Here is a 21,106-nt window from a genome sequence, read left to right as displayed (position 1 = left end):
TTTTCACTAAATTAGTTATATTTCGCTGATAATTCTTTTGCTACAGTTTCGATTACATCTGTAATTTCGTCTGTTAACTTTCCTGCTTTCAACGCATCAAGAGTCGCTCTGTGTTTGTTGTTCAAGAATTCCAAGAAATCTTTCTCAAATTCTCTTACTTTATTCACAGGAACATTTCTCAATAAGTTTTTAGAACCAGCATAGATAATGGCAACTTGATCTTCAACAGTATAAGGATCATTCAAACCTTGTTTCAAGATCTCAACGTTTCTTTTTCCTTTTTCAATTACGTTTAAAGTAACGGCATCAAGATCAGAACCAAATTTAGCAAACGCTTCCAATTCACGGAATTGTGCTTGATCTAGTTTTAAAGTACCGGCTACTTTTTTCATCGATTTAATTTGTGCATTTCCTCCAACACGAGATACCGAGATACCTACGTTAATTGCTGGACGAACCCCTGAGTTAAACAAATCTCCATCCAAGAAAATTTGACCATCAGTAATCGAAATTACGTTTGTTGGGATGTATGCCGAAACGTCACCCGCTTGAGTCTCAATAATTGGTAAAGCAGTAAGTGATCCACCACCTTTTACAATTGATTTCAATGAATCTGGTAAATCGTTCATGTCTTTAGCAATTCCATCATCAGCAATTACTTTACAAGCACGTTCTAATAAACGGCTGTGTAAGTAAAATACATCTCCAGGATATGCTTCACGTCCCGGTGGTCTTCTCAATAAAAGAGAAACCTCACGATACGCCACCGCTTGTTTAGATAAATCATCATAAACAATCAAAGCTGGACGACCTGAATCTCTAAAATATTCTCCAATTGCAGCACCTGCGAAAGGAGCATACACTTGCATTGGAGCTGGATCAGAAGCATTAGCAGCAACAATAATGGTATACGCCATTGCTCCTTTTTCTTCTAACATTTTAGCAATTCCTGCTACAGTTGACGCTTTTTGTCCAATTGCAACATATATACAGAATACTGGTTTCCCAGCATCATAAAATTCTTTTTGATTTAAGATCGTATCGATACAAACAGTTGATTTCCCTGTTTGACGGTCACCAATAACGAGCTCACGTTGTCCACGACCTACTGGAATCATAGCATCTACTGCTTTAATACCAGTTTGTAATGGTTCAGTAACGGGTTGACGGAAGATAACTCCAGGAGCTTTTCTTTCCAAAGGCATCTCGTATAAATCTCCACCAATTGGCCCTTTTCCATCTATTGGAAAACCAAGTGTGTTTACTACACGACCTACCATTTGTTCTCCTACTTTAAGAGAAGCAATACGTTGTGTTCTTTTTGCAGTTGATCCTTCTTTGATTCCTGTAGAGGGTCCTAAAAGTACCACACCTACATTGTCTTCTTCAAGGTTCAAAACAATAGCTTCTAATCCATTGTCAAATTCAACTAATTCTCCATATTGAACATTAGAAAGCCCGTAAACACGAGCAATACCATCTCCAACTTGAAGTACTGTTCCTACTTCTTCTAGTGTAGCACCAGATTCAAAACCTTCTACTTGCTTTCTTAATATTGCTGAAATTTCAGCAGGTTTAATTTCCGCCATTTTATTTTATAATTTAAACACTTAAATGTGCAATAAAACTAATTACTTAACTCTCTTTTTAATACTTGTAATCTGTTGGCTATTGAAGCATTGTATTGCTTGTCGCCTATTCTTAAAATAAATCCTCCAATAATTGAAGCATCTACTGTATTTTCAATTGTGATTTTCTTATCTGAAAGTGTTGCTATTGTCGCTTTCACTTTAGCTTCTAATGCAGCATCCATAGGAATAGCGGTAGTAACTTTAGCTACTTCAATACCATTCATCACGTCAGATAATTTGCTGTATTCTGTAGCAATACCTTCTAGAATTTCGAATCTTTTGTTTTCAAATAACAAATGAAATAATCCTTGAGTAACTGCATCAATACCTGCAAAAACTTCCAAAAGTGCTTTCTTCTTAACCTCCACTTTTAAAGTTGGATTTTGGATAAAAGTACTCAATTCTAAGTTTCCATTGATCGTTGAAGCAATCAATTTCATATCATTATTTACAACTTCGGCAACTCCTTTTGAGTTTGCTAAATCTAAAATTGCTGTTGCATAACGAATTGCTGCTCTTGTACTTGCCATAATTAGTTCAGTTTTACGTCACCTAACAATTTCTCCACTAACTTAGTTTGAGCTTCTTTGTTAGACAATTCGTCTTTCAATAATTTTTCAGCAATACTCAATGATAAAGTAGAAACTTGTAATTTCAACTCAGCCATAGCTGCATTTTTTTCACCTTCAATTGCCACTTTCGCTTGTTCAATCATTTTCAATCCTTGAACTTGCGCTTCGTTTTTAGCATCAGCAACCATTTTTTCTTTCATTTCACGAGCCTCTTTAAGCATGTTGTCGCGCTCTAATCTAGCTTCTTGTAAAATACGTTGGTTGTCAGCTTGAAGATTTTGCATTTCTTTTCTAGCGTTTTCAGCAGAAAGTAAGGCATTCTTGATTCCTTCTTCTCTATCATTTACTGCATCAAGAATTGGCTTCCAAGCGAATTTTTTTAACAAGAGTATTAATCCAACAAATATTACTATCTGCCAGATAAACAAACCAAACGAAAAATCATTTATTAACTTATCCATTATATCTAATTATAAATTTTAAAGTATGTATTGCTTTTAATCGCAATTTGTAATGTTTTAATTTTAAAAACAATAGTTACAACCAACCGTTGCAACTATTGTTTTATTTTAGTTTTAATTAAGATGCGAATAACGCAGCAAAACCAATACCTTCAATAAGTGCAGCTGCGATAAGCATAGCTGTTTGGATTTTTCCAGAAGCCTCTGGTTGACGAGCAATAGCGTCCATTGCTGAACCACCAATTCTACCAATACCTAAACCTGCTCCGATAACAATCAATCCTGCTCCTACAATAGTTGGAATTTCCATAATATATAAATTAAAAATTAAACATTCAATTTGATTTTAGATTGAAGATTAACGATTTTTGATTTCAGAATTGCAAAATCTGCAATCATAAATCAAGTTTCAAAAATCTGAAATCTAGTGAGCCTCTTCGTGATGATGCTCTTCGTTTCCTGCTCCAAAATACAGTGCAGATAACATGGTGAAAATATACGCTTGTAAAAAAGCTACTAATATTTCAAGTATCGAAAGTGCAAATGCCAAACCAAATGACAATGTGCTTCCAATCCAGCTTTTGAATATAAACATTAAACCAATGATACTCATTAAAACAACGTGCCCTGCTAAAATGTTAGCATACAAACGTATCATTAATGAAAATGGTTTGATGATGGTTCCCAATAATTCAATTGGAGCCAAGATAAATTTCATTGGAGTTGGTACACCTGGCATCCAGAAAATGTGTCCCCAATAATTTTTATTAGCCGTGAAAGTGGTAATTAAATACGTTAATAAAGCCAATGATGCTGTAATAGCAATATTCCCTGTTACGTTAAATCCTAGCGGAGTTAATCCTAATATATTTAAAAAGAAAATAAAGAAAAATATAGTCAATAAATAACTCATGTATTTTTTGTACCCTTTTTCTCCAATGTTAGGAATAGCTATTTCATCTCTAATATAAAGTACAAGTGGTTCAAAAAACCTTCCCGCACCAGAAGCTATTCCGTTATTTTTACCATACGATTTTGCTAATCCAGTAAACAAGACAAACATTAAAAGTGCAATTCCTAAAATACCAATTACACTTTTAGTAATCGACAAATCAAGTGGAGCAGCGTTTGTTGGGTGACCGTGCTCTTCTGTTAAAGTTCCAGTTGCGTCTGTTTTGTATATTTTTTCGTGGTGCAAAACATAGAAGTTTCCATTGTGTTCTGCTGTTTCCTCACCATGGTGAAATTTTGAAGAAGAAAATACTTGTAAACCGTTGTCCCAAAGAATAATTGGCAAAGAAAAACCATTATGCGCTCCAGTTGCCTCATCGACATTAAAAGTAAAATCATGCGCATCTAAAAGGTGATGATTGATAAATTCTTTAATTTTAGATTTTACATCTGTTGGTTCTGCATGAGCTCCTTCGGCTGCCTCAAGGGCAACTTCTGTTCTCACTTTTGTCGTATCCACTTCTGGATTTGCAAAACTAATTAAAGGAAGACACGCTACTAAAGTCGCTAATATAAATCTAAGTGCTTTGTTTGAAATCACCATAACAGTTAATTATCTTAATTTATTACGTTTCTGAAATTTGGTGCAAATGTACATCTTTTATTAATATTCAAAAGAATATAAAAATTTATTTTTGATGGATTTGTTCCTTAAATCACATATTCATTGCTTTTCGTTTAATATCCGTATTGTTAATATCGTTTCAATTGCTAAAAAGATAATAAACATCATAAAAAAATTAATTTTCTCCAATGTATTTTCCTCGTTTGTGACCTGCAATATAGGTTTTAAAATTACATAACAAACAATCATTTTGACACTTGTGCTCAAAAGAAAAGACATCCCTACATTGTCAAAACTGCGTTCTTTGACTTTCAACAAAACTACAAATACCATAATTGACAATACTAAAAACAAGAGATATAGGGTTTCTATGGAATAATAAAAAGGCGTATCATTTATTTCTAAAGCATAAAAAATAACGCGATGAATAAGGTATGCTAATCCTGCAAGTACTACTAAAGACAAAAGCGGTCTGTATTTTTTTAAACTCATTGTGTTTTATTAATTTCGTTTACTTGCCGAATCACGTTATACAACGCCAGTACAACACCAACGAATACTAAAATTTTAGAGTAATACACCTTGGGATTGGGATGATTTTCATCTAACCAGTCTCCAAGATAGGAGAACAAGAAAATAATAACTCCCATTTGAATGGGAATATTAATGAGTGCAAGCCATTTATTAGGCCTTTTTTGAGGCGGTTTGTTGTCCATTAGTAGGCATTTGATTTTTAATATTGGTCTTCATTGCACACGACGCACTAAAATCAGCACCTGGTTCAACAGATAATTTGCCTACGATAACTTCACCATGAATACTAGCTTTCGATTTTACATTTAGCACCTCCGTTACCTGAATTTTTCCGTCAAATTTGCCTTCGATATCTGCATTTTTACATACAATATCTCCCGTGACACTTCCTGCAGGGCCAATTACAATTTTTCCGCCAGACTCAAAATTACCAATCAAGTGTCCGTCTAATCTAAAATCAGCTTGTGAAATAATATCCCCTTTGATCGTGGTTCCCTCTACAATTCTATTGGTCTTTCCTAGAAGATCAGTATATGATTTTTGTTTTTTATCAAACATAATTATTGCTTTTTAGAGGCTAAATACGTTTCAAGATTTTTCTTGATTTGGATGACTTTATAATTTTCGCCTGAAACTACTACAGCCGCATCAGTAATTTTATATTTTATATTTTCTTCTAAAACCAATGCAATATCCGCTGCGTAGGCCTTTGATTTTATTCCATGTATCGTGATGAAATTTCCTTTGTCCGTGTAGATATCATACGAATAATACATTTTTTGAAAGTTTTCACTTGCCAAGAATACTTTTATTTTTTCTTCTAACGCTTTGGTGTTTTGAGCATCGCGTGCTCCCACTTGATATAAAATTTTCCAGTTATTTGAATCTGTTGTAACAAAGTCCATTTTTTCTAAAAACGGAATTTGATCATTCAATATCAATAGGGCATTTTTCCCCTCCTCACTATTTGGATAATTATCTGCAACCACTTGCAGCGCGTTTTTGTAAGCGGCAACCCCTTTTAGCTTGCCTATCACATTCGCTTTTAGCAGTTCAAATTTAGATCCAATCTCTTCGCCCGAAAACTGAGTAATAAGAGCATCGGCATTCTCTAAAACCAAAACAAATTGCTCTTGTTGAAACAGTTTATACCACTTGTTATAGACGCTTTCTGGCGAGTCAACTGCTGAAATCGCACTTGGATTGGTGTTGTTTATAATTTGGGCATAGCGGGAGTCCGGATATTGCGTTACGATTCTGTTTTTCATCGCCTCTGCTTTGCTGCTACCGTTGATTTGATATAACTTATACAAATTGTACATAGCAGGAAGAATCAGTTTTTCCTCTGGATTATTTTTTAATAGGTATTCCAGTTTAGCGATAGCCAAATCATTTTCTTTGAATTTTTCTTTGTAAATAATTCCCAATTGATAGTAGGCAAAATTGCGTTCTTTACTAATGCTGTCTAATTCTATTTGTGCGGTCGGAAGTTGTTTTAAATAATAATTCGTAGTGTACTGCTCTGCAACTAGTATGATGTCCGATTCCTTTTTTGTACCGTTCTTTTCCAAAGTCAAAGAATCAGCAGCCGCTGCATTTACATTTCCTGATGAAAGTCTCCAATTGCCATTTAGAACCCTGTCGCCCCATATTTTTTTAAATTCTATTTTACCAAAAGCCACGGTTGTAAAATTATAAAAGTAGAATGTACTCGCTCCAGGCTGCGCATTAGTGGACGCCGCTGTAGGTGGAGTCATTGTCGATTTGCGGTTAGGTCTTATCGGATCTTGAGTAGAAACTGGATCAATAGAAGAAGGTGAATTATTGCGTGCAGTGTTTTCTTGTATCACTTTGTTTTTTTCTTCTAAGAGCCTTTTAACCTCATCTTGTTCCTTTAATTTAGTAATGTATTTTTCATAATAAGCGGAACGATCCGCAGGATTCATTGCCACTACATTTAGAATACTGTCATTTTGCTTTGCCAACGCCTCGTATAAAATCACTTCATCGAGATTGCTTCTGATTTTTTGAATTTTACCAAATTCTCTAGTTTTCTTATTTAGCTTGACTAAAGTACTATCGTAGTATTTTGCCGCCAAAGGATATTCCGCATTTCTAAAATACATGTTTCCTAAATTTCTATAGTTAGAGGCTATTAAATAGCTGTCTTTCGAATTCGTTTTTAAGGAAGCACTATACAAATCCATTGCCGTTTTCCGATTGTTTTGCTTGTCATGATACACGGCCATTTGATGAAAAATCAAATCTTTGTAGGGACGATTTTCTCGGTCTTGCATCAGTTTATTGAAGGTGTTTACAAAAGAAATCGTATCTCCAATTTGGTAATCAAATAATTCCGCTTTTTTAGCATGTGCTTGAATAACAAATTTTCGCTCCGCTTTTCGGTTCATACTAATTACTTCTTGATAGGCTGCCACAGCGCTGTCTTTATACCCCAGCTCTAGATACAATTGTCCTAAAACAAAACGGTATCTTGCTCTTTCCTGATTTACTTTGGTGAATGCGATGGCTTCTTTTATTTTGGCCACGGCGCTATCCTTTTCTTCCAGGTTTAAAAAAGAAGCCGCTAAAAGGGCGTTTGCATCTGCAAAAACTTGTTTCTTTACTTGGTGCTCTTCTAATAATTTACTGATGTTTTTTATCACTAAAGCATCATTTCCCAGACGCATATTGGTTTTTTCTCGCCATATTTTAGCTTCGTAAATCTTGCTGCTGTTGGGGTATTTATAGAGAATGTAATTGAAAGCATCGAGAGCCGGCACAAACCGTTGGTCGTAATACCTCGCTTTTCCAAGCATGAGATAGGCTTCGTCAATTTGACTGTTTTTTTCTCTGCCTCCAATATTCATGGAGTGTTTCTGAATGGCTTTGGTCGCTTTGGTTTCAGCCAATTCAAAATCAGCATTTATTGGTTTTGTGGTAGCGGTGAAGTCCTCTACAATTTGCATTTTTTCTGGAGGTAAAAGTTGCCAGAAGTCATCATCATCATTAGATTTTAAAGTTTGAACTCCTTTGTCTAAGCCTACTTTACCGTTGTATAAAATGTTATACTTGGTGCTTAAGGCATGAGAATTCCGTGCCAAAAAAGTATCTTTCTTAGTAGAACAAGCTACCAAAAAAGCAAAAAACAACAAGAAGGGTAACGGTTTAAATATATTGATTTTCAAGGGGAAACGTTTTTATCAATTAACTTTTAAATATGCTTTTTAGTATACTGACTGGTAAAAATACGTTTCTTTTTGACATCGTGAAAATTATCCGGGTTTATTTGACTCTTTCGCGTGCGTGAGGGATGGAAGCGGCATCCTTTATTTTCTTTCTTTAAGAAAATAAAGATACAGCGTACAGCCCGACCCGAAGTTTTTCACGAAGGGTCACGCCCAAAGTAAAATCTAAAAGACTTACAGGTAGTTTTTGACTTGAAAGCCTAAAAATAAACCGCTAATTCGCATCGTAAACATTTAAAGTAATAAATGAAATTAGCGTAGTAGCGGTATACTTTTTTATGAGATTGTTAGGTTGAATTTAAACGGCAAAAAACAATTCTAGTTCCTTTAACGTTTCTGGTGAAGTTTGAATATCCTTGACCACTTCGCCTTTGTGCATGGCAACAATCCTGTCGCTAACCTCAACGGTATGCTGCAAATCGTGGCTAGAAACCAAAACAGTAATCTCTGGATTATCGGCTAAATCTTTGATGATTTTTTTTAAACGGAATTGAGTGGTTGGGTCTAAATTAGCAAAAGGTTCGTCCAGAATAATCACTTCCGGATTCCCGATTAAGGTAGCGATGATGCCTACTTTTTTCTGATTCCCTTTGGATAAATCGCGTAAATATTTCTTGTTTTTTAGGATTTCACCATTGAAAAATTCTTCGTGTGTAGCCAATAAAGCATCGACATCGGCTTTGTTTTGTCCGCGTAAATCACCTATAAAGTAAAAATATTCTTCGGGAGTCAAGTAGCCTATCAAGAAACTTTCATCTAGGAAGGAGGCGGTGAAGGGTTTCCAAGATTCGCTGGTGTTTACTTGTACGCCATGGTTGACAATGTTTCCTGTTGAAGGCTGGATTAAATCCAATAAAAGGCTAAAAAAAGTAGTTTTTCCAGCACCGTTATTGCCTACTAATCCAAAGCTTTCGCCTTTTTTTATCTCTAAAGAATCTATTTTTAATACGGTTGTTCCGTTGTATGTTTTCGAAAGGTTGTTTACTTGTATCATGTTTGAAAAAGTTTATTCGGTTATTTGTTGATTTCGTTAATCGCTGGATTATCCTTTTTGTTTGTAAGCAGCAATGGTCGCGTATTTCTCTGCTTTGTAGATTTTTTCGATCAAGGAGAACGCTTTGTCTTTGAAAGCAAAACCAATTACTCCTACTGCGGCTACTAGAGACAATCCGATAGTTGGATTTCCATATTTAGAACCTAGCCAATACAGTAAAACGGGCAGTCCTAATTGCGGTATAGATATTAGCATGGTTTTTACGTTGAATGCTTTTTTGTCTCCAAAAGCCCCTTTTCCAGAACTCAAATCGATGGGTGTTTTTGTATATGCGCCACCTAACAAAACCAAATGCGAGTTGATACCAATATTATAAATCGCTCCAACAACAATGGTTAAATACACCTGCACGCCAAAATAAAGATAGAAAGACGCGATAGTTGTAGTCACTAATGTTGCAATTACCATGAGCCACCACTTCGAACTCAAATAGCCTTTGTACGGAATGTTTTGTGTCATCATTAATTGGTAATACGCGCTGTCCCAACTTGGTACAAACTGCCCAAAAGTGATTAAGAATCCACCGGAGACAAAAATACCAGCAAAGATGTGCATTACTGGATTGTTGTACATTGCAATTCCATTAGTAAAGAACAAAAAGCCGTAAAATAAAAACATAACACTTAATCCTACGGTGGTTTTAGAACGTTTGTTTCTTTTAATCAATTTAATGTCGTTTTTCAAGAAGGTTCCTATAGTTCCAAATTGGTTCAACCAAGTCAAATCCTCTGTTTTGGCAATATCATGTTTGCTTGACAATCCTGCGTCGAGGTATAAATTGTTTTTGAAATACTGAAATGTGGCAACATACAACACAACAAGCGCCATAACTGGAATGGCAAAAGCCCAATAGGTATTGAAAATTGCATCAAAAAATGGAGCGGTATAATCTGTAATATTAAAATAATCGTAATAGTGCAATCCTCCTAAAATCGCAACTATCGCAAGGAAAATACCAAATAAATTATCTTTATTACTCAGTATAATATTTATGAAATTATTGATGTACAATAGCGAATACACGGCCGTGAACCAAAGCACTACTGACAACGCATCATAGCCTTCGATGATTAGTACAACGCTAAACGGAATCAGGAAAAAACCATGTACTAAATTAAAAAAAGATAAAATAGTTTTCCCCAAGGAGAAATGCACAATTGTCGATTTTTTGATTGGGAAAACCAGCATCGGGCGAATGTTTAAAACTGGGATTTTTTGTAATAGCAATCGGATGATTAAATCCATCAACACATAGTAAATCATGAACTTATTTACCGTTGCAACAGGATCCATGTTCTCTTTCTTGAGGATGTAAAAAACACCAATTCCCAAGGCTAAGAAAATCAGAATAAAATAAACGGCGACAAAACCCATCAGGATTTTTAAAGCTAAATTGGTCGCGAACGAAGCCGATCTAATAAATGCTTTCCATTCGAGATAGAGGAATTTTTGAATCATAGTTTGGTTTTTTGGTTTGCTAGTAAGTACCTAAAAGTAAGGAAATGTTACACGTTTTCTAATTTATATTCTGGATAAGTTGTTTGTAGATACTCTTCTGCTTTGGCTGGAATGATTTTAAAAATGATAAAAAGCAGTAAGATGACCACTACTAAAAAGAAACTCAATCCCATCATCCAATAGTAATTGCCTAAATACTTTTCGGAATGATTAAACACTGAAACGAATACATTAAACGGAAAAATAATAGCTCCTGAAAAGCTGCCGTATTGATTTATTATTTCTTCAAAAAGCCATCTTTTTTCTTGGGTTTGCTTTTTTCTTTTATTGTTTTTATTGTTTTTGAAAAGTTCGTAAAAAGTAAATCCTACTACAATAAGAGAGAGACCTACAAAAATCCATGCGCTATAAGCACTTATTTTTAAAATACTGTATAAAACTAGCGTCATGGCGATTGTCAATATAATTTTTGGGATGCCAAAGAAATCTTTGAAATGTTGCCAAACCAAACCATTGTATTTTTTACCCAAAACGGCTTGTCGTTTTTCGACCACATCCATAAACCCAAAAACACCAAACTTTTTGAATTCAAGTTGCAGCGCTTCATCAAACGAGCGATTTGGGTTTTCTTGCCATTGGGTTTCGATAGCGTTTGCTATGTGATCTACCAATTCTGATTGTAAGTCGTACCACTCTACATAATGCTGGCGAGTGAAAGTGAATAGGTGGTCAATTTGTTGAGAAGTTAATTTCATATTCTATTTTGCTATTCTTGAAAGTTATTTGTCACTTACGATTTTCTTGCTTTATTCGCTCTTTTTTGTCATGCTGAGGAACGAAGCATCTCTGTATTGCTACTCAAACAAGTGGTTCAAAAAATTCAACTTCGGATTAATTGTTTTTATTAGTGTGATTTTCTTGTCTTTTTTCCATCCTTTTATTTCTTTCTCTCTTGCAATTGCTATTTGAATCCAAGTGAACTTATGGAAATACAACAAATAATGTACATTATACTTGGCTGTAAACGAATTAGGATTTAAGGATTGCTTGTGCTGTTGCAGCCTTATTTTCAAATTATTGGTTACGCCAGTATATGAAACCGTTTTCGCTTTGTTAGTCAAAATGTAAACATAATACTTATGGTACCCTTCTTGAAATTCAATCATCTTTTTTCGCTCTAAAAGTGAATTGCCAATTTTGTGGAGATGCTTCGTTCCTCCGCATGAAAAATTTGTGCGATGTAGTTTATTAGTAACTGAACTAGCCTAATTTTCATTCTTTATGTTTTTGTGGCGTTATACACAAGACCGTTTGAAACCAAGATTTCCTCATATTGAGCGATTTGTTGTTTAGTTAGTTTCATTTTGTAACTTTATGAAAGTTGGTACTGTTTTTTGATTTTTGAAATAGTCATTTTTTGTAGGTGAATTGCTGTAATCATGAATAATATTCCTAATACCCAAAAACAACAAAAAAGCAATACGAGCCATTGGTGTTCCACTAATTCTTCTTTTAACTGTGTTGTGATGTTCATTCCTAAAGATGGAAAAGAAAACACTAAAAGGTTCGGATCCAAGGTTTGAAGAGTCAAAAATTGATTGCCATCAATTTCTTTACTTTTCCACCAATAATAAAGTAATGGTAAACCCAAAATCAATAAAGAAGAAAATAATACCGCTAAATATTTCTGAGGACTAACAAAATAAACTGAAAAAGCATATGCTAAATACACTAAAGTAATACTACCGATGATTTTTGGAAATGTTAAATAGTTCGCAATCATTTTTCTATGTTCTCTAGTTAATTCTTTTCTTAAACTTTTTGTACGCTCCTTTTCAATCGCTTTTATATCTTGTCTACTAAATTTATTAAATGCGTTTTCTTTCACCTGATCAAAAGTGAAATTAGGATTTATTGCCCAAAACTCCTCCATACTAGAAACTACGTGATCCGTCAATTCTAATTGCAACTCATACCATTTTATGCCAAAATCTGTAATTTTATTAAAAATATGTTGTGTTTGTTCTTGAGTTAATTTCATGTTATGTTTTGGTTTTTTTTGAATATTATTTACCGCATACGATTTTCTTGCTTTTTTCACTCTTTTTTGTCATGCTGAGGAATGAAGCATCTCTGCTCATTGCTACTCAAACAAGTGGTTCAAAAAATTCAACTCCGGATTAATTGTTTTTATTAGTGTGATTTTCTTGTCTTTTTTCCATCCTTTTATTTCTTTCTCTCTTGCAATTGCTATTTGAATCCAAGTGAACTTATGGAAATACAACAAATAATGTACATTGTATTTGGCTGTAAACGAATTAGGACTTAAGGATTGCTTGTGCTGTTGCAGCCTTATTTTCAAATTATTTGTTACGCCAGTATATAAAACCGTTTTCGCTTTGTTAGTCAAAATGTAAACATAATACGTATGGTACCCTTCTTGAAATTCAATCATCTTTTTTCGCTTTAAAAGTGAATTGCCAATTTTGTGGAGATGCTTCGTTCCTCAGCATGACAAATTTGCGCGATGTCGTTTATTAGTAACAGAACTTACCTAATTTTCATTCTTTATGTTTTTGTGGCATTATACACAAGACCGTTTGAAACCAAGATTTCCTCATATTGAGCGATTTGTTGTTTAGTTAGTTTCATTTTGTAACTTTATGAAAGTTGGTACTGTTTTCTGATTGTATTAATTGATTGCTTTTGAAGGTAAGTAGCACTCGCGACAAATAAAATCCCGAGTGTCCAAATCAAACAAAAAACTAGAACTACTGCTGGGTATTGATTAATTTCCTCTTTAAATGGATTAATTGAGCACATTCCTAATTGAGGCACTCCCATTATTGTTAAATAAGGATGTACAGATTCAATGGCGAGAAAACGTTTACCATTTATCTTGCGGTTTTTGTGAAAGAAATAAAGCAGTGGAATTGCTAAAACATATAATGACCAAAACAATGCTAGTATATATTTGTAAGGGCTTTCGAAATAGAATGATACTTTAAAACTTATAATAACAAGCAAAATACAACCCATAATTTTAGGAAACTTAAAATAAGTTCCAACCATTTTTCGTTGTTGTTTATTGTACTCTTCGACAAGAATTTGTTTACGCTGCTTTTCAATCGCTTTTAATTCTGGTTTTGTGAATTTTTTAAATGTGTTTTCTTTTACTTGCTCAAAAGACAGCTCAGGATTCTGTTCCCAAAATTCTTCCATACTAGTAACCATGTGATCGGTGAGTTCTAGTTGCAACTCATACCATTTGATATCTTTGGATTCAATGTGATTTGAGATGCATTGTATTTGTTGGTTGGTTAGTTTCATCCTTAGTTATTTTTTAATTTTCTTTCAAACTGAAAATGTTTCAGAGCAAATTGCAAATAAAACATACCCATTACAACATAAATAATAGATATAAAAATAGTAACAAAAGCAATTTTAAAATCCGGATGATTTAATTGCGCGGGAAACATTCCGATTCCTATCATAAAAAGAAATAAAATGACACCAAGACCTTTTTTCTTCATTAAGTAACTATACGTTGTTTGTCGCTTGGTGCTCCAAACCAAACCCAAGGATAAAATAACCAAACAAAATTCAACAACAATAAAAGATTTAAAAACTTGTTCAATGCTTTTGAACATGCTATTAAAAGTTGAATATGATATCAAAAACAAAACCAAGCATGTAAGTAAACCAGCTACAAAAAGTGCAAATAATAATTGATTTTTTATTAAATCATGGCATTTCGAAGTGATGATTTTAGGGTTGGAAAATCCAATTAATCCAGAAAAAGATAGCTGTAATTGTGGCTTCCATTTATCCAATACCAATTTAAAATTTTCTTCAAAAGGCAGTGCATTTTCCTCCATCAGAATTTCTATTTCTGAAGCCATATGATCCATCATCTCTAATTTTACATCATCATACATAATGCCGTTTGATAATAAGATGGAATCTATAAATTCTATTTGTTCCGCTGTTAATTTCATCTTCAAAAAATTAAAATTCTAAATTGGGTTTTGGGCTTACTAAACTTTGCATGTTCCTGATGAAATCTTCGAGCTCGGAGAGTCGGTTTACGGTTTCCTTGGTGCCAGCCTCCGTCAATTTGTAATATTTACGCATGCGATTGTCTACTTTCTCCATCTCTACGTCTAGAATTCCTTCTGCTTCCATTTTGTGTAGCGCAGGATATAAAGCGCCCTCGGTAATGTTGAGTTCGCCTTGCGTGATGGCCTTTACTTTTTGCGTGATTTCGTATCCATACATCTTGCCGTTTTCTTCTAGCAATTTCATGATGATGGTATTCAGACTTCCTTTGTATAATTGCGAGTTTTTCATTTTTTTAGTCATTCCGAGGCACGAAGCAAGCTCATATTGATACACAAATATACATAAGATTCTTATACATAACTTCATTAGGTATATAAATTTCAATCTTTTTAATTTTTTAGAAACCTATACACTTTAGTATATTTGCAAAAAAATAATCAGATGTCATCCTTTTTAAAATTAATTATAAAAGAAGTAAAACGCGAAACCAAAGATGCGGTTTCCATACTTTTTAATGTCCCTCAAGAACTAAAAGCGAACTATACCTTTATTGCGGGTCAATACTTAAACTTGAGATTAACCCTTGATGGTGAAGAAATTCGCCGTGCCTATTCGATTTGCTCTTCACCCGATAGCGGAGAATTACGTATTGCAGTAAAAGCGGTGCCTAGCGGTGCTTTTTCTCAGTTTGCTAATACCAAACTTAAAGTAGGTGATGCATTAGAAATAGGAACTCCAGAAGGTAAATTTACTTTTGAACCTCAGGCTGAACGCCAAAAAAACTATGCGGCATTTGCTGCTGGAAGCGGAATTACACCGGTAATGTCCATCTTAAAATCCGTATTGAAAAACGAACCGAATAGCTCTTTTGTATTGGTTTACGGTAACAAAACTCCCGAAGAAACCATATTTCATCAAGAATTACACGACTTGCAATTGCAATATGTGGGTCGCTTTTTTGTACATTATGTTTTCAGTCAAGCCAAAGTAGATCAGGCTTTATTTGGCCGAATTGAAAAATCAACAGTGAACTTTGTTTTAAATAATAAACACAAAGAACTTGATTTTGATAAGTTCTACTTGTGCGGACCGGAAGAAATGATCAATATTGTTTCCGGAGTTTTGAAAGAAAAGAACGTAAAGGAATCAAACATTAAATTTGAATTGTTTGCTACTTCAACACAGGTAAACGAGATCAAAAAATCATTAGGCGGACATTCTAAAATTACCATTTTGGTAGATGATGAAGAGACCACTTTTGAAATGTCACAAAAACAAACCGTTCTTGATGCAGCCTTGAAACAAGGTATTGATGCGCCGTATTCTTGCCAAGGCGGAATTTGCAGCAGCTGCTTGGCGCGTGTTACTTCAGGAACTGCCGAAATGTCTAAAAACTCTATCTTGACGGATAAAGAAATCGCCGATGGTTTGATTCTTACCTGTCAAGCACATCCAACATCAGAATCTATTTATGTAGATTATGATGATGTTTAAAAGATAAATTGCTTTATACATGAAACTTCTCTGAAAAGGGAAGTTCTTTTGTTTTAGGGAGGTTGGGATTCTTAGTATTTTGGTGAAATGATGAAACTGTAGAAAATCATCTAGTTACCAAAGGATAAAACACTAATAAAAGTGACTTTGCAGTTTTACATATCCTACTTAATTTAATGTGACAATCCATAACAACAATCTTAACATAATCTCAAAACCCTAGCGAGGAGGACAGAACGTTAAATTTTCCGAAAAAACATTTCAATTGTTACCAATATTTGGTACTTTAGTAAAAAATTAAAATCATGGGAAAGAACACATCAATCTCTTTAGGAAACCATTTTGAAACTTTTGTAGAAAAAAGTATTTCAAAAGGTCGGTTTCAAAATGCAAGTGAGGTTATCCGGGCCGGACTTCGCATGCTAGAAGAGGAAGAAGATAAAGTTTTACTATTAAAAAATGCCATTCAGGAAGGTATTGATAGTGGGCTTGCAAGAGACTTCGATCCAAAAAAACACTTAGAAACGTTACAAGCAATGAAAAAAGCAAATGGCTAAATATTATTTGACCAATTTAGCTGTTACCGATTTAGCTGAAATCTGGGAGTATACTTATGAGGAATGGTCAGAAAAACAAGCCAATAAGTATTATAAACTTCTATTAGCATCTTGTCAGGAATTAGCTAATTACCCTAACTTTGGCAAAAATTACGAGCTAATTCAACCTGATCTTTTAGGATTTAAAACTAATCATCACATTATTTTTTTTAGAATTATTTCGGTCAAAGAAATAGAAATAATACGAATTCTTCACGAAAGAATGGATTTAAAATCTAAGCTTTAATCCAAAAGTAGCCACTAAACCGTTTTTAAAATGAAATCCATTCGAGAACTTTTCAAAAATAACCCTTCCCTTCTTGACGAACCAGAAGTAGCGCAACTTTTGGAATATTGTGAGCAATTGCAAGATGAAATCGTGGAATTCAAATTTCAAAAAACAAACAACAAAGAATTAGCGATGCTTGATATGATTAAAGAAGTCATAAAAGGCTGCGATGCTACCGAGAAAGAACATGCTGAACATGACCGTTTTGGGTATGATGCGCCAAATTATCAAGAAACCATTTCGAATTTAAAAAGATATATTTTGGTTCGCTGTCGGGAGGAGAAAATTTGGCTTTAATTGCACTCCTTATTTAAACATCATTTTCAAAAATCAGTAATTTGATAATAGTCAAAACATTACAAGAAAGCATTCCACAAGAACATATTTTTCTGTCTTTTATTCTCTTCCTTGTCCTCTCCGTACGTATACCAATCCTTCGTTTTTTCTTCTATTAATGTTTTGAGTTCTTTTAAATCATAGGTTTTTTTAGCTATAGCAGGTTTAATCACAGTGCTATCTTTAATTTTTAAATCAATTTTGGTGGCTATGTATGACGTATACAATCTTGGTATTGAAAGTCCTAAAATCATTCCCGGTAAACCATTTATACTACATGGACCGCCAGAAATTGTAATGTCATCCGTATAAAAAGCAAACACATATACATCATCAAATATTTTACCAACCGCTTTTCGACAATTATAGCCTGCTATTTCTCTGCGCTCATTGGTGATTTTCCATTGAATATTCGGAATGCTATCCGCAATCACAAAATTAGTACCTACAATTTGTTTCTGAAGGTTCATTTTTTGGTTTGTAAAATCAAAATACCAAGAGTTTTCTTCGTCAGCTTCTTTCTCCTGTTTTGGTATTCTTGTTTTTGGACTCCATCGATCAAATTTAAATACACTTTTGTTGTCTTCAAAAGTATAGGTATAATACGATATTTTTAAGTCGGATAAATTATCTTTCATCATTTCATCCCAACTGTCATTGCTCATTGTTTTTTTGAGATTGGTGTTGACTTCGTATTCAATTACAGCTTTATCTACAAACTGTTGTGCATAAGATCCAGTAGTGAAAACAAATAATGTGAGGTAAAAATATATTGATTTCATTGCGTTGTATTTTAAAGTATTGAGATGATTAATTTTAAAAAATAATACTATTTTTCGATGTTGAATTACAATTTGTATCCGGCTTCTTTATTTTTTTTCGATGCCGCTTTTATTTTTAAAATTCCATGTAAACCCGATCATAGCATAGCGTCGGAGTCTATCATTTTGCTCTTCTCCTATTGTATTGTCATAAACAAATCTACTAATACCTATGTTTTGATTCAAAATGTCACGCACCATTACATAAGCGGTAAACTCATCGTTCTTAAAAGTACGTTGGAACCTGGCATTCCACAATTGATTGGTAAGATTATTTTGAAAATCAACTGTTTTTTGACGAGAATACAAATTATAATCTGTTGATAATTTCCATTTTTCTCTAAAATAAACGGCAACATCTAAACCTAAATTATTGGTATTAAATGATTTTACTTCATTGTTTTGAGAGGTACTGTTACGGCTATTTGAAAAAGTATTGCTTAGATTAATATCGTATTTCTTTTCTTTGGATTTATTCAAATAAACAGAAAAATTAGAACTTAATATATTCGAATTGTTGATTTGTCTATTAATGCTATTGACCGATTTATTGTAATTTATAGATGGACTAAGGTTAACATACATATTCATTTTTTTGACTTTAAACCCGTAACCCATATACAAGTTGGCTGAAAAATTACCATTTGTATTTATAGGTGTACTAATTGTTTTTGCACTTTCAGGGTCAATATCTCTATTGAAAGAAATCAAATTAGAGGTTGTTCTAAAAGAGAGGCTTTGATAAAAATTAGTTTCGGTCAAAATGCTGTAGCTGTTGTTAGAAACGTTGATGCTATTTGTGAAAGATTGTTTTAAATCCGGGTTTCCTAGCACTTGATTAAAAAAGTCTTGATTGTTTCGTAAAGGCTGTAATTGGTCAATAGTAGGCTGTCTTGTTGCACCTTGATAATTTACACGCAAATTACTGTTGCTTTTGTACTTATACGAAAAATTTGCGCTTGGGAAAAAGTTAGTAAAACTGCGTTTGTATTCCCTATTTAGGGTTTGATCTTGTAAATCAAATGAGGTAAAACCAAAACCACTACCAAAACTATAATTGATTTTTTTGGCATTATAACTTAATTTTAGAACGGGTTTATTTGTTGTAATGCTCTGCTTGAATTGGTTTGAAAGCGAATCAACTACTACATCATACTTGCCTGTTAGGTCTGAAAAATCGTAAGTCACAAAGTTACTATTGCCCGTATTGTGCGTAATTTGATAGGATAATTGCAAAGCAAATTTCTTTCCAATAGGCTCTGTATAGGCTACATTTAGAGCCAGATTTTGATTGCTTTTATCTCCAATTTTATTTTGATCTACCGCGTTACTAAAAGCAAAATCGCCTCCTTCATAACTCTCGTTAGCCGATTTTAAAAAATTATTAGCATTTGAATTCAACGTACTCCAACTCGTATTTACTGATAATGTTCTACGTGGTTTTACAAATTTATGCTTAAACAAAGCACTCGCAGACACCGATTCCTTGTTTGATTTTGTCGTAAATAATCGTTCCTGTCTGTTTCTTAACAATCCATCGCTTCCAGTGGTATTTCCCGTAGTAAATTCGTCACTTTCAGTATTATAAAAATTAGTTTTAGCCGTAAATTTCAGGGTATTTACTGAATCTATTTTTACATCATAAACCGCATTAAGTTTAAAATTATCTCTATCTACATGACTAGCAGTAGCTCTGTTCTCATTCAATTGAGTCGCTCCTACTTGAGTTTGCGTATTCCTAGTGCTATTGTTTTGATAACTTTGACTGTTGTATTTTGGTGATAAATTTAAGGAATGCTTGTCATTCCATTTGTTGTTATATTGCAATCCTGCATTAGTGTTTTTTATAAAACCGTTTTGAGTGTCTACATAAGGTTCGCCATCATTATCGCCACCGGTCCATTCGTAATTTACATTTCCGTCATCATCCATACTCATGCTGACATTTCCGTCTCCTCCACCAAATTTGTCACTGTCCTGCCAGCTTAACCCATCTTGACCCGTGTTTCCGTTTAACAAAAATGCCGAAAGCTTTCTTTTTCCTTTGAAACTACTCACCATGATATTGCTATTGTATCTAGAATCCGAACCAGTAAAGGGTTGGTTTGCTCCATCTATTTTACCAAAATAGCCTTTCTTTTTATCCTCCTTTAATCTCAGATTAATTGTTTTTTTAGAGTCGCCATCATCTATTCCTGTAAACTCCGCTTGATCGCTTTTCTTATCAAAAACTTGTACTTCTTTTATAGCATCGGCACGTAGGTTTTTTACAGCCATGCCTGGATCATCACCAAAAAATTCTTCGCCATCAACTAGAACTCTTTCTACTGTTTCGCCCATAGCTTTGATGGTTCCATTTTTATCAACTTGTATTCCCGGCAATTTTTTTAGCAATTCTTCCACATTGGCATTGGCATCAACTTTAAAATCACTAGCCCTGTAACTAGTTGTATCGCCTTTAATCTTGATAGATCCCGTTTTTATAATCACCTCTCGCAACAATTCCATTTTGCTCATCAAAGCAATGGCTCCTAAATCCTTATCAGTGCTAGTTACGGTAATTTCATCTAAATAATCCGCATATTGACTGTGCGATGACATTAGAATGTAATTACCCGGTTTTACATTATTAAGGTTGAATTTACCCGCTTTGTCTGATCGTGTAAATTGGTATAAAACCGAGTCTACCGGAGTTAATAAAGCAACAACTGAATTGTAAATGGGGGTTTTTTCACTTCCAGCGGTCAAAATACCTGAAAGTTTATTTTTTTGAGAAAACGCAGAAAAGGAGAAAATCAACAAAATTGCAATTGTTACCGTAATTTTTGACATAAATAGTTTCATATTTTTGTTAATGGCATATTTCAAAGTATTTCCAAAAAGTTGAACTAGCAAATAAGCATTTTTATTTAGTCTTTACTTTACGGTTTACGCTGAACGTATCAAAATCAAAAATAGTATTTTTCCCACTATG

General features: G+C 33.9%; 24 protein-coding genes. 4 read left to right on the top strand and 20 right to left on the bottom strand.

Annotated features, from left to right (window positions below):
* Window positions 1–11 precede the first annotated feature (11 nt).
* The 18 genes from atpA to BUC11_RS10245 all read right to left on the bottom strand — a co-directional run bounded on the left by atpA (window position 12) and on the right by BUC11_RS10245 (window position 14,884).
* On the bottom strand, window positions 12–1,589 hold the full coding sequence (atpA, locus tag BUC11_RS10330; protein WP_035669021.1) for a F0F1 ATP synthase subunit alpha: 1,578 nt from the start codon (window positions 1,587–1,589) through the stop codon (window positions 12–14).
* 38 nt (window positions 1,590–1,627) lie between these two features.
* Window positions 1,628–2,161 (bottom strand): ATP synthase F1 subunit delta, encoded by a 534-nt coding sequence (atpH, locus tag BUC11_RS10325; RefSeq protein ID WP_073353859.1) that lies wholly within the window; start codon window positions 2,159–2,161, stop codon window positions 1,628–1,630.
* A gap of 2 nt (window positions 2,162–2,163) precedes the next feature.
* A complete protein-coding gene (locus BUC11_RS10320; protein ID WP_073353857.1) occupies window positions 2,164–2,664 on the bottom strand; it encodes a F0F1 ATP synthase subunit B in 501 nt (166 codons plus the stop codon).
* A gap of 118 nt (window positions 2,665–2,782) precedes the next feature.
* A complete protein-coding gene (atpE, locus tag BUC11_RS10315) occupies window positions 2,783–2,974 on the bottom strand; it encodes an ATP synthase F0 subunit C (RefSeq protein ID WP_073353856.1) in 192 nt (63 codons plus the stop codon).
* Between the two features lie 114 nt (window positions 2,975–3,088).
* The gene (atpB, locus tag BUC11_RS10310) at window positions 3,089–4,219 is read right to left on the bottom strand and encodes a F0F1 ATP synthase subunit A (protein WP_073353855.1); all 1,131 of its coding nucleotides are present in this window, start codon (window positions 4,217–4,219) and stop codon (window positions 3,089–3,091) included.
* Between the two features lie 120 nt (window positions 4,220–4,339).
* The gene (locus BUC11_RS10305; RefSeq protein WP_073353853.1) at window positions 4,340–4,732 is read right to left on the bottom strand and encodes a DUF6168 family protein; all 393 of its coding nucleotides are present in this window, start codon (window positions 4,730–4,732) and stop codon (window positions 4,340–4,342) included.
* Window positions 4,729–4,956 (bottom strand): AtpZ/AtpI family protein, encoded by a 228-nt coding sequence (locus tag BUC11_RS10300; protein WP_073353852.1) that lies wholly within the window; start codon window positions 4,954–4,956, stop codon window positions 4,729–4,731. The genes BUC11_RS10305 and BUC11_RS10300 overlap by 4 nt, the downstream gene beginning before the upstream one ends.
* Window positions 4,925–5,332, bottom strand: coding sequence for a bactofilin family protein (locus BUC11_RS10295; RefSeq protein WP_073353850.1), 408 nt, complete (start codon window positions 5,330–5,332; stop codon window positions 4,925–4,927). The genes BUC11_RS10300 and BUC11_RS10295 overlap by 32 nt, the downstream gene beginning before the upstream one ends.
* Window positions 5,333–5,334: 2 nt before the next feature.
* Window positions 5,335–7,962, bottom strand: a complete 2,628-nt coding sequence (porW, locus tag BUC11_RS10290) for a type IX secretion system periplasmic lipoprotein PorW/SprE (RefSeq protein WP_073353849.1) — start codon at window positions 7,960–7,962, stop codon at window positions 5,335–5,337.
* Window positions 7,963–8,320: 358 nt separating this feature from the next.
* On the bottom strand, window positions 8,321–9,016 hold the full coding sequence (locus tag BUC11_RS10285; protein ID WP_073353848.1) for an ABC transporter ATP-binding protein: 696 nt from the start codon (window positions 9,014–9,016) through the stop codon (window positions 8,321–8,323).
* Window positions 9,017–9,064: 48 nt separating this feature from the next.
* Window positions 9,065–10,534, bottom strand: coding sequence for a DUF5687 family protein (locus BUC11_RS10280; protein ID WP_073353847.1), 1,470 nt, complete (start codon window positions 10,532–10,534; stop codon window positions 9,065–9,067).
* A gap of 47 nt (window positions 10,535–10,581) precedes the next feature.
* Window positions 10,582–11,289: a hypothetical protein gene (locus BUC11_RS10275; protein ID WP_073353846.1), complete on the bottom strand. Its 708-nt coding sequence runs from the start codon at window positions 11,287–11,289 to the stop codon at window positions 10,582–10,584.
* A gap of 99 nt (window positions 11,290–11,388) precedes the next feature.
* Window positions 11,389–11,700 (bottom strand): GIY-YIG nuclease family protein, encoded by a 312-nt coding sequence (locus BUC11_RS10270; RefSeq protein ID WP_073353845.1) that lies wholly within the window; start codon window positions 11,698–11,700, stop codon window positions 11,389–11,391.
* Between the two features lie 206 nt (window positions 11,701–11,906).
* A complete protein-coding gene (locus tag BUC11_RS10265; RefSeq protein WP_084129608.1) occupies window positions 11,907–12,635 on the bottom strand; it encodes a hypothetical protein in 729 nt (242 codons plus the stop codon).
* 42 nt (window positions 12,636–12,677) lie between these two features.
* Window positions 12,678–12,989 carry a GIY-YIG nuclease family protein gene (locus BUC11_RS10260; protein ID WP_073353844.1) on the bottom strand — a complete coding sequence of 104 codons (312 nt, stop codon included), beginning with the start codon at window positions 12,987–12,989 and terminating at the stop codon, window positions 12,678–12,680.
* A 206-nt stretch (window positions 12,990–13,195) separates the two neighbouring features.
* The gene (locus tag BUC11_RS10255) at window positions 13,196–13,756 is read right to left on the bottom strand and encodes a hypothetical protein (RefSeq protein WP_139259454.1); all 561 of its coding nucleotides are present in this window, start codon (window positions 13,754–13,756) and stop codon (window positions 13,196–13,198) included.
* Window positions 13,757–13,866: 110 nt separating this feature from the next.
* Window positions 13,867–14,532 carry a hypothetical protein gene (locus tag BUC11_RS10250; RefSeq protein ID WP_073353842.1) on the bottom strand — a complete coding sequence of 222 codons (666 nt, stop codon included), beginning with the start codon at window positions 14,530–14,532 and terminating at the stop codon, window positions 13,867–13,869.
* A 10-nt stretch (window positions 14,533–14,542) separates the two neighbouring features.
* Window positions 14,543–14,884, bottom strand: a complete 342-nt coding sequence (locus BUC11_RS10245) for a PadR family transcriptional regulator (protein WP_073353874.1) — start codon at window positions 14,882–14,884, stop codon at window positions 14,543–14,545.
* Window positions 14,885–15,037: 153 nt separating this feature from the next.
* Between BUC11_RS10245 and BUC11_RS10240 the strand changes: the two genes are divergently transcribed.
* From BUC11_RS10240 to BUC11_RS10225, 4 genes are all read left to right on the top strand, one after another.
* Entirely contained in the window at window positions 15,038–16,090 is a 1,053-nt protein-coding gene (locus BUC11_RS10240) for a ferredoxin--NADP reductase (protein WP_073353841.1), read from the top strand.
* Between the two features lie 305 nt (window positions 16,091–16,395).
* On the top strand, window positions 16,396–16,647 hold the full coding sequence (locus tag BUC11_RS10235; protein ID WP_073353839.1) for a type II toxin-antitoxin system ParD family antitoxin: 252 nt from the start codon (window positions 16,396–16,398) through the stop codon (window positions 16,645–16,647).
* Window positions 16,640–16,933 (top strand): type II toxin-antitoxin system RelE/ParE family toxin, encoded by a 294-nt coding sequence (locus BUC11_RS10230; protein ID WP_073353837.1) that lies wholly within the window; start codon window positions 16,640–16,642, stop codon window positions 16,931–16,933. The genes BUC11_RS10235 and BUC11_RS10230 overlap by 8 nt, the downstream gene beginning before the upstream one ends.
* A 30-nt stretch (window positions 16,934–16,963) precedes the next feature.
* Window positions 16,964–17,272 carry a hypothetical protein gene (locus tag BUC11_RS10225; protein WP_073353835.1) on the top strand — a complete coding sequence of 103 codons (309 nt, stop codon included), beginning with the start codon at window positions 16,964–16,966 and terminating at the stop codon, window positions 17,270–17,272.
* A 59-nt stretch (window positions 17,273–17,331) separates the two neighbouring features.
* Here the strand turns inward: BUC11_RS10225 and BUC11_RS10220 are convergent, their stop codons facing one another.
* Window positions 17,332–18,093, bottom strand: coding sequence for a GLPGLI family protein (locus BUC11_RS10220; RefSeq protein WP_073353834.1), 762 nt, complete (start codon window positions 18,091–18,093; stop codon window positions 17,332–17,334).
* An 87-nt stretch (window positions 18,094–18,180) separates the two neighbouring features.
* Window positions 18,181–20,964, bottom strand: a complete 2,784-nt coding sequence (locus BUC11_RS10215) for an outer membrane beta-barrel family protein (protein ID WP_073353832.1) — start codon at window positions 20,962–20,964, stop codon at window positions 18,181–18,183.
* Window positions 20,965–21,106 lie beyond the last annotated feature (142 nt).

Source organism: Flavobacterium xanthum, from assembly GCF_900142695.1.
Classification (GTDB): Bacteria; Bacteroidota; Bacteroidia; order Flavobacteriales; family Flavobacteriaceae; genus Flavobacterium; species Flavobacterium xanthum.
Note: the sequence above shows the minus strand (reverse complement) of the source record. Positions and strands in the feature narration are given on the sequence as shown.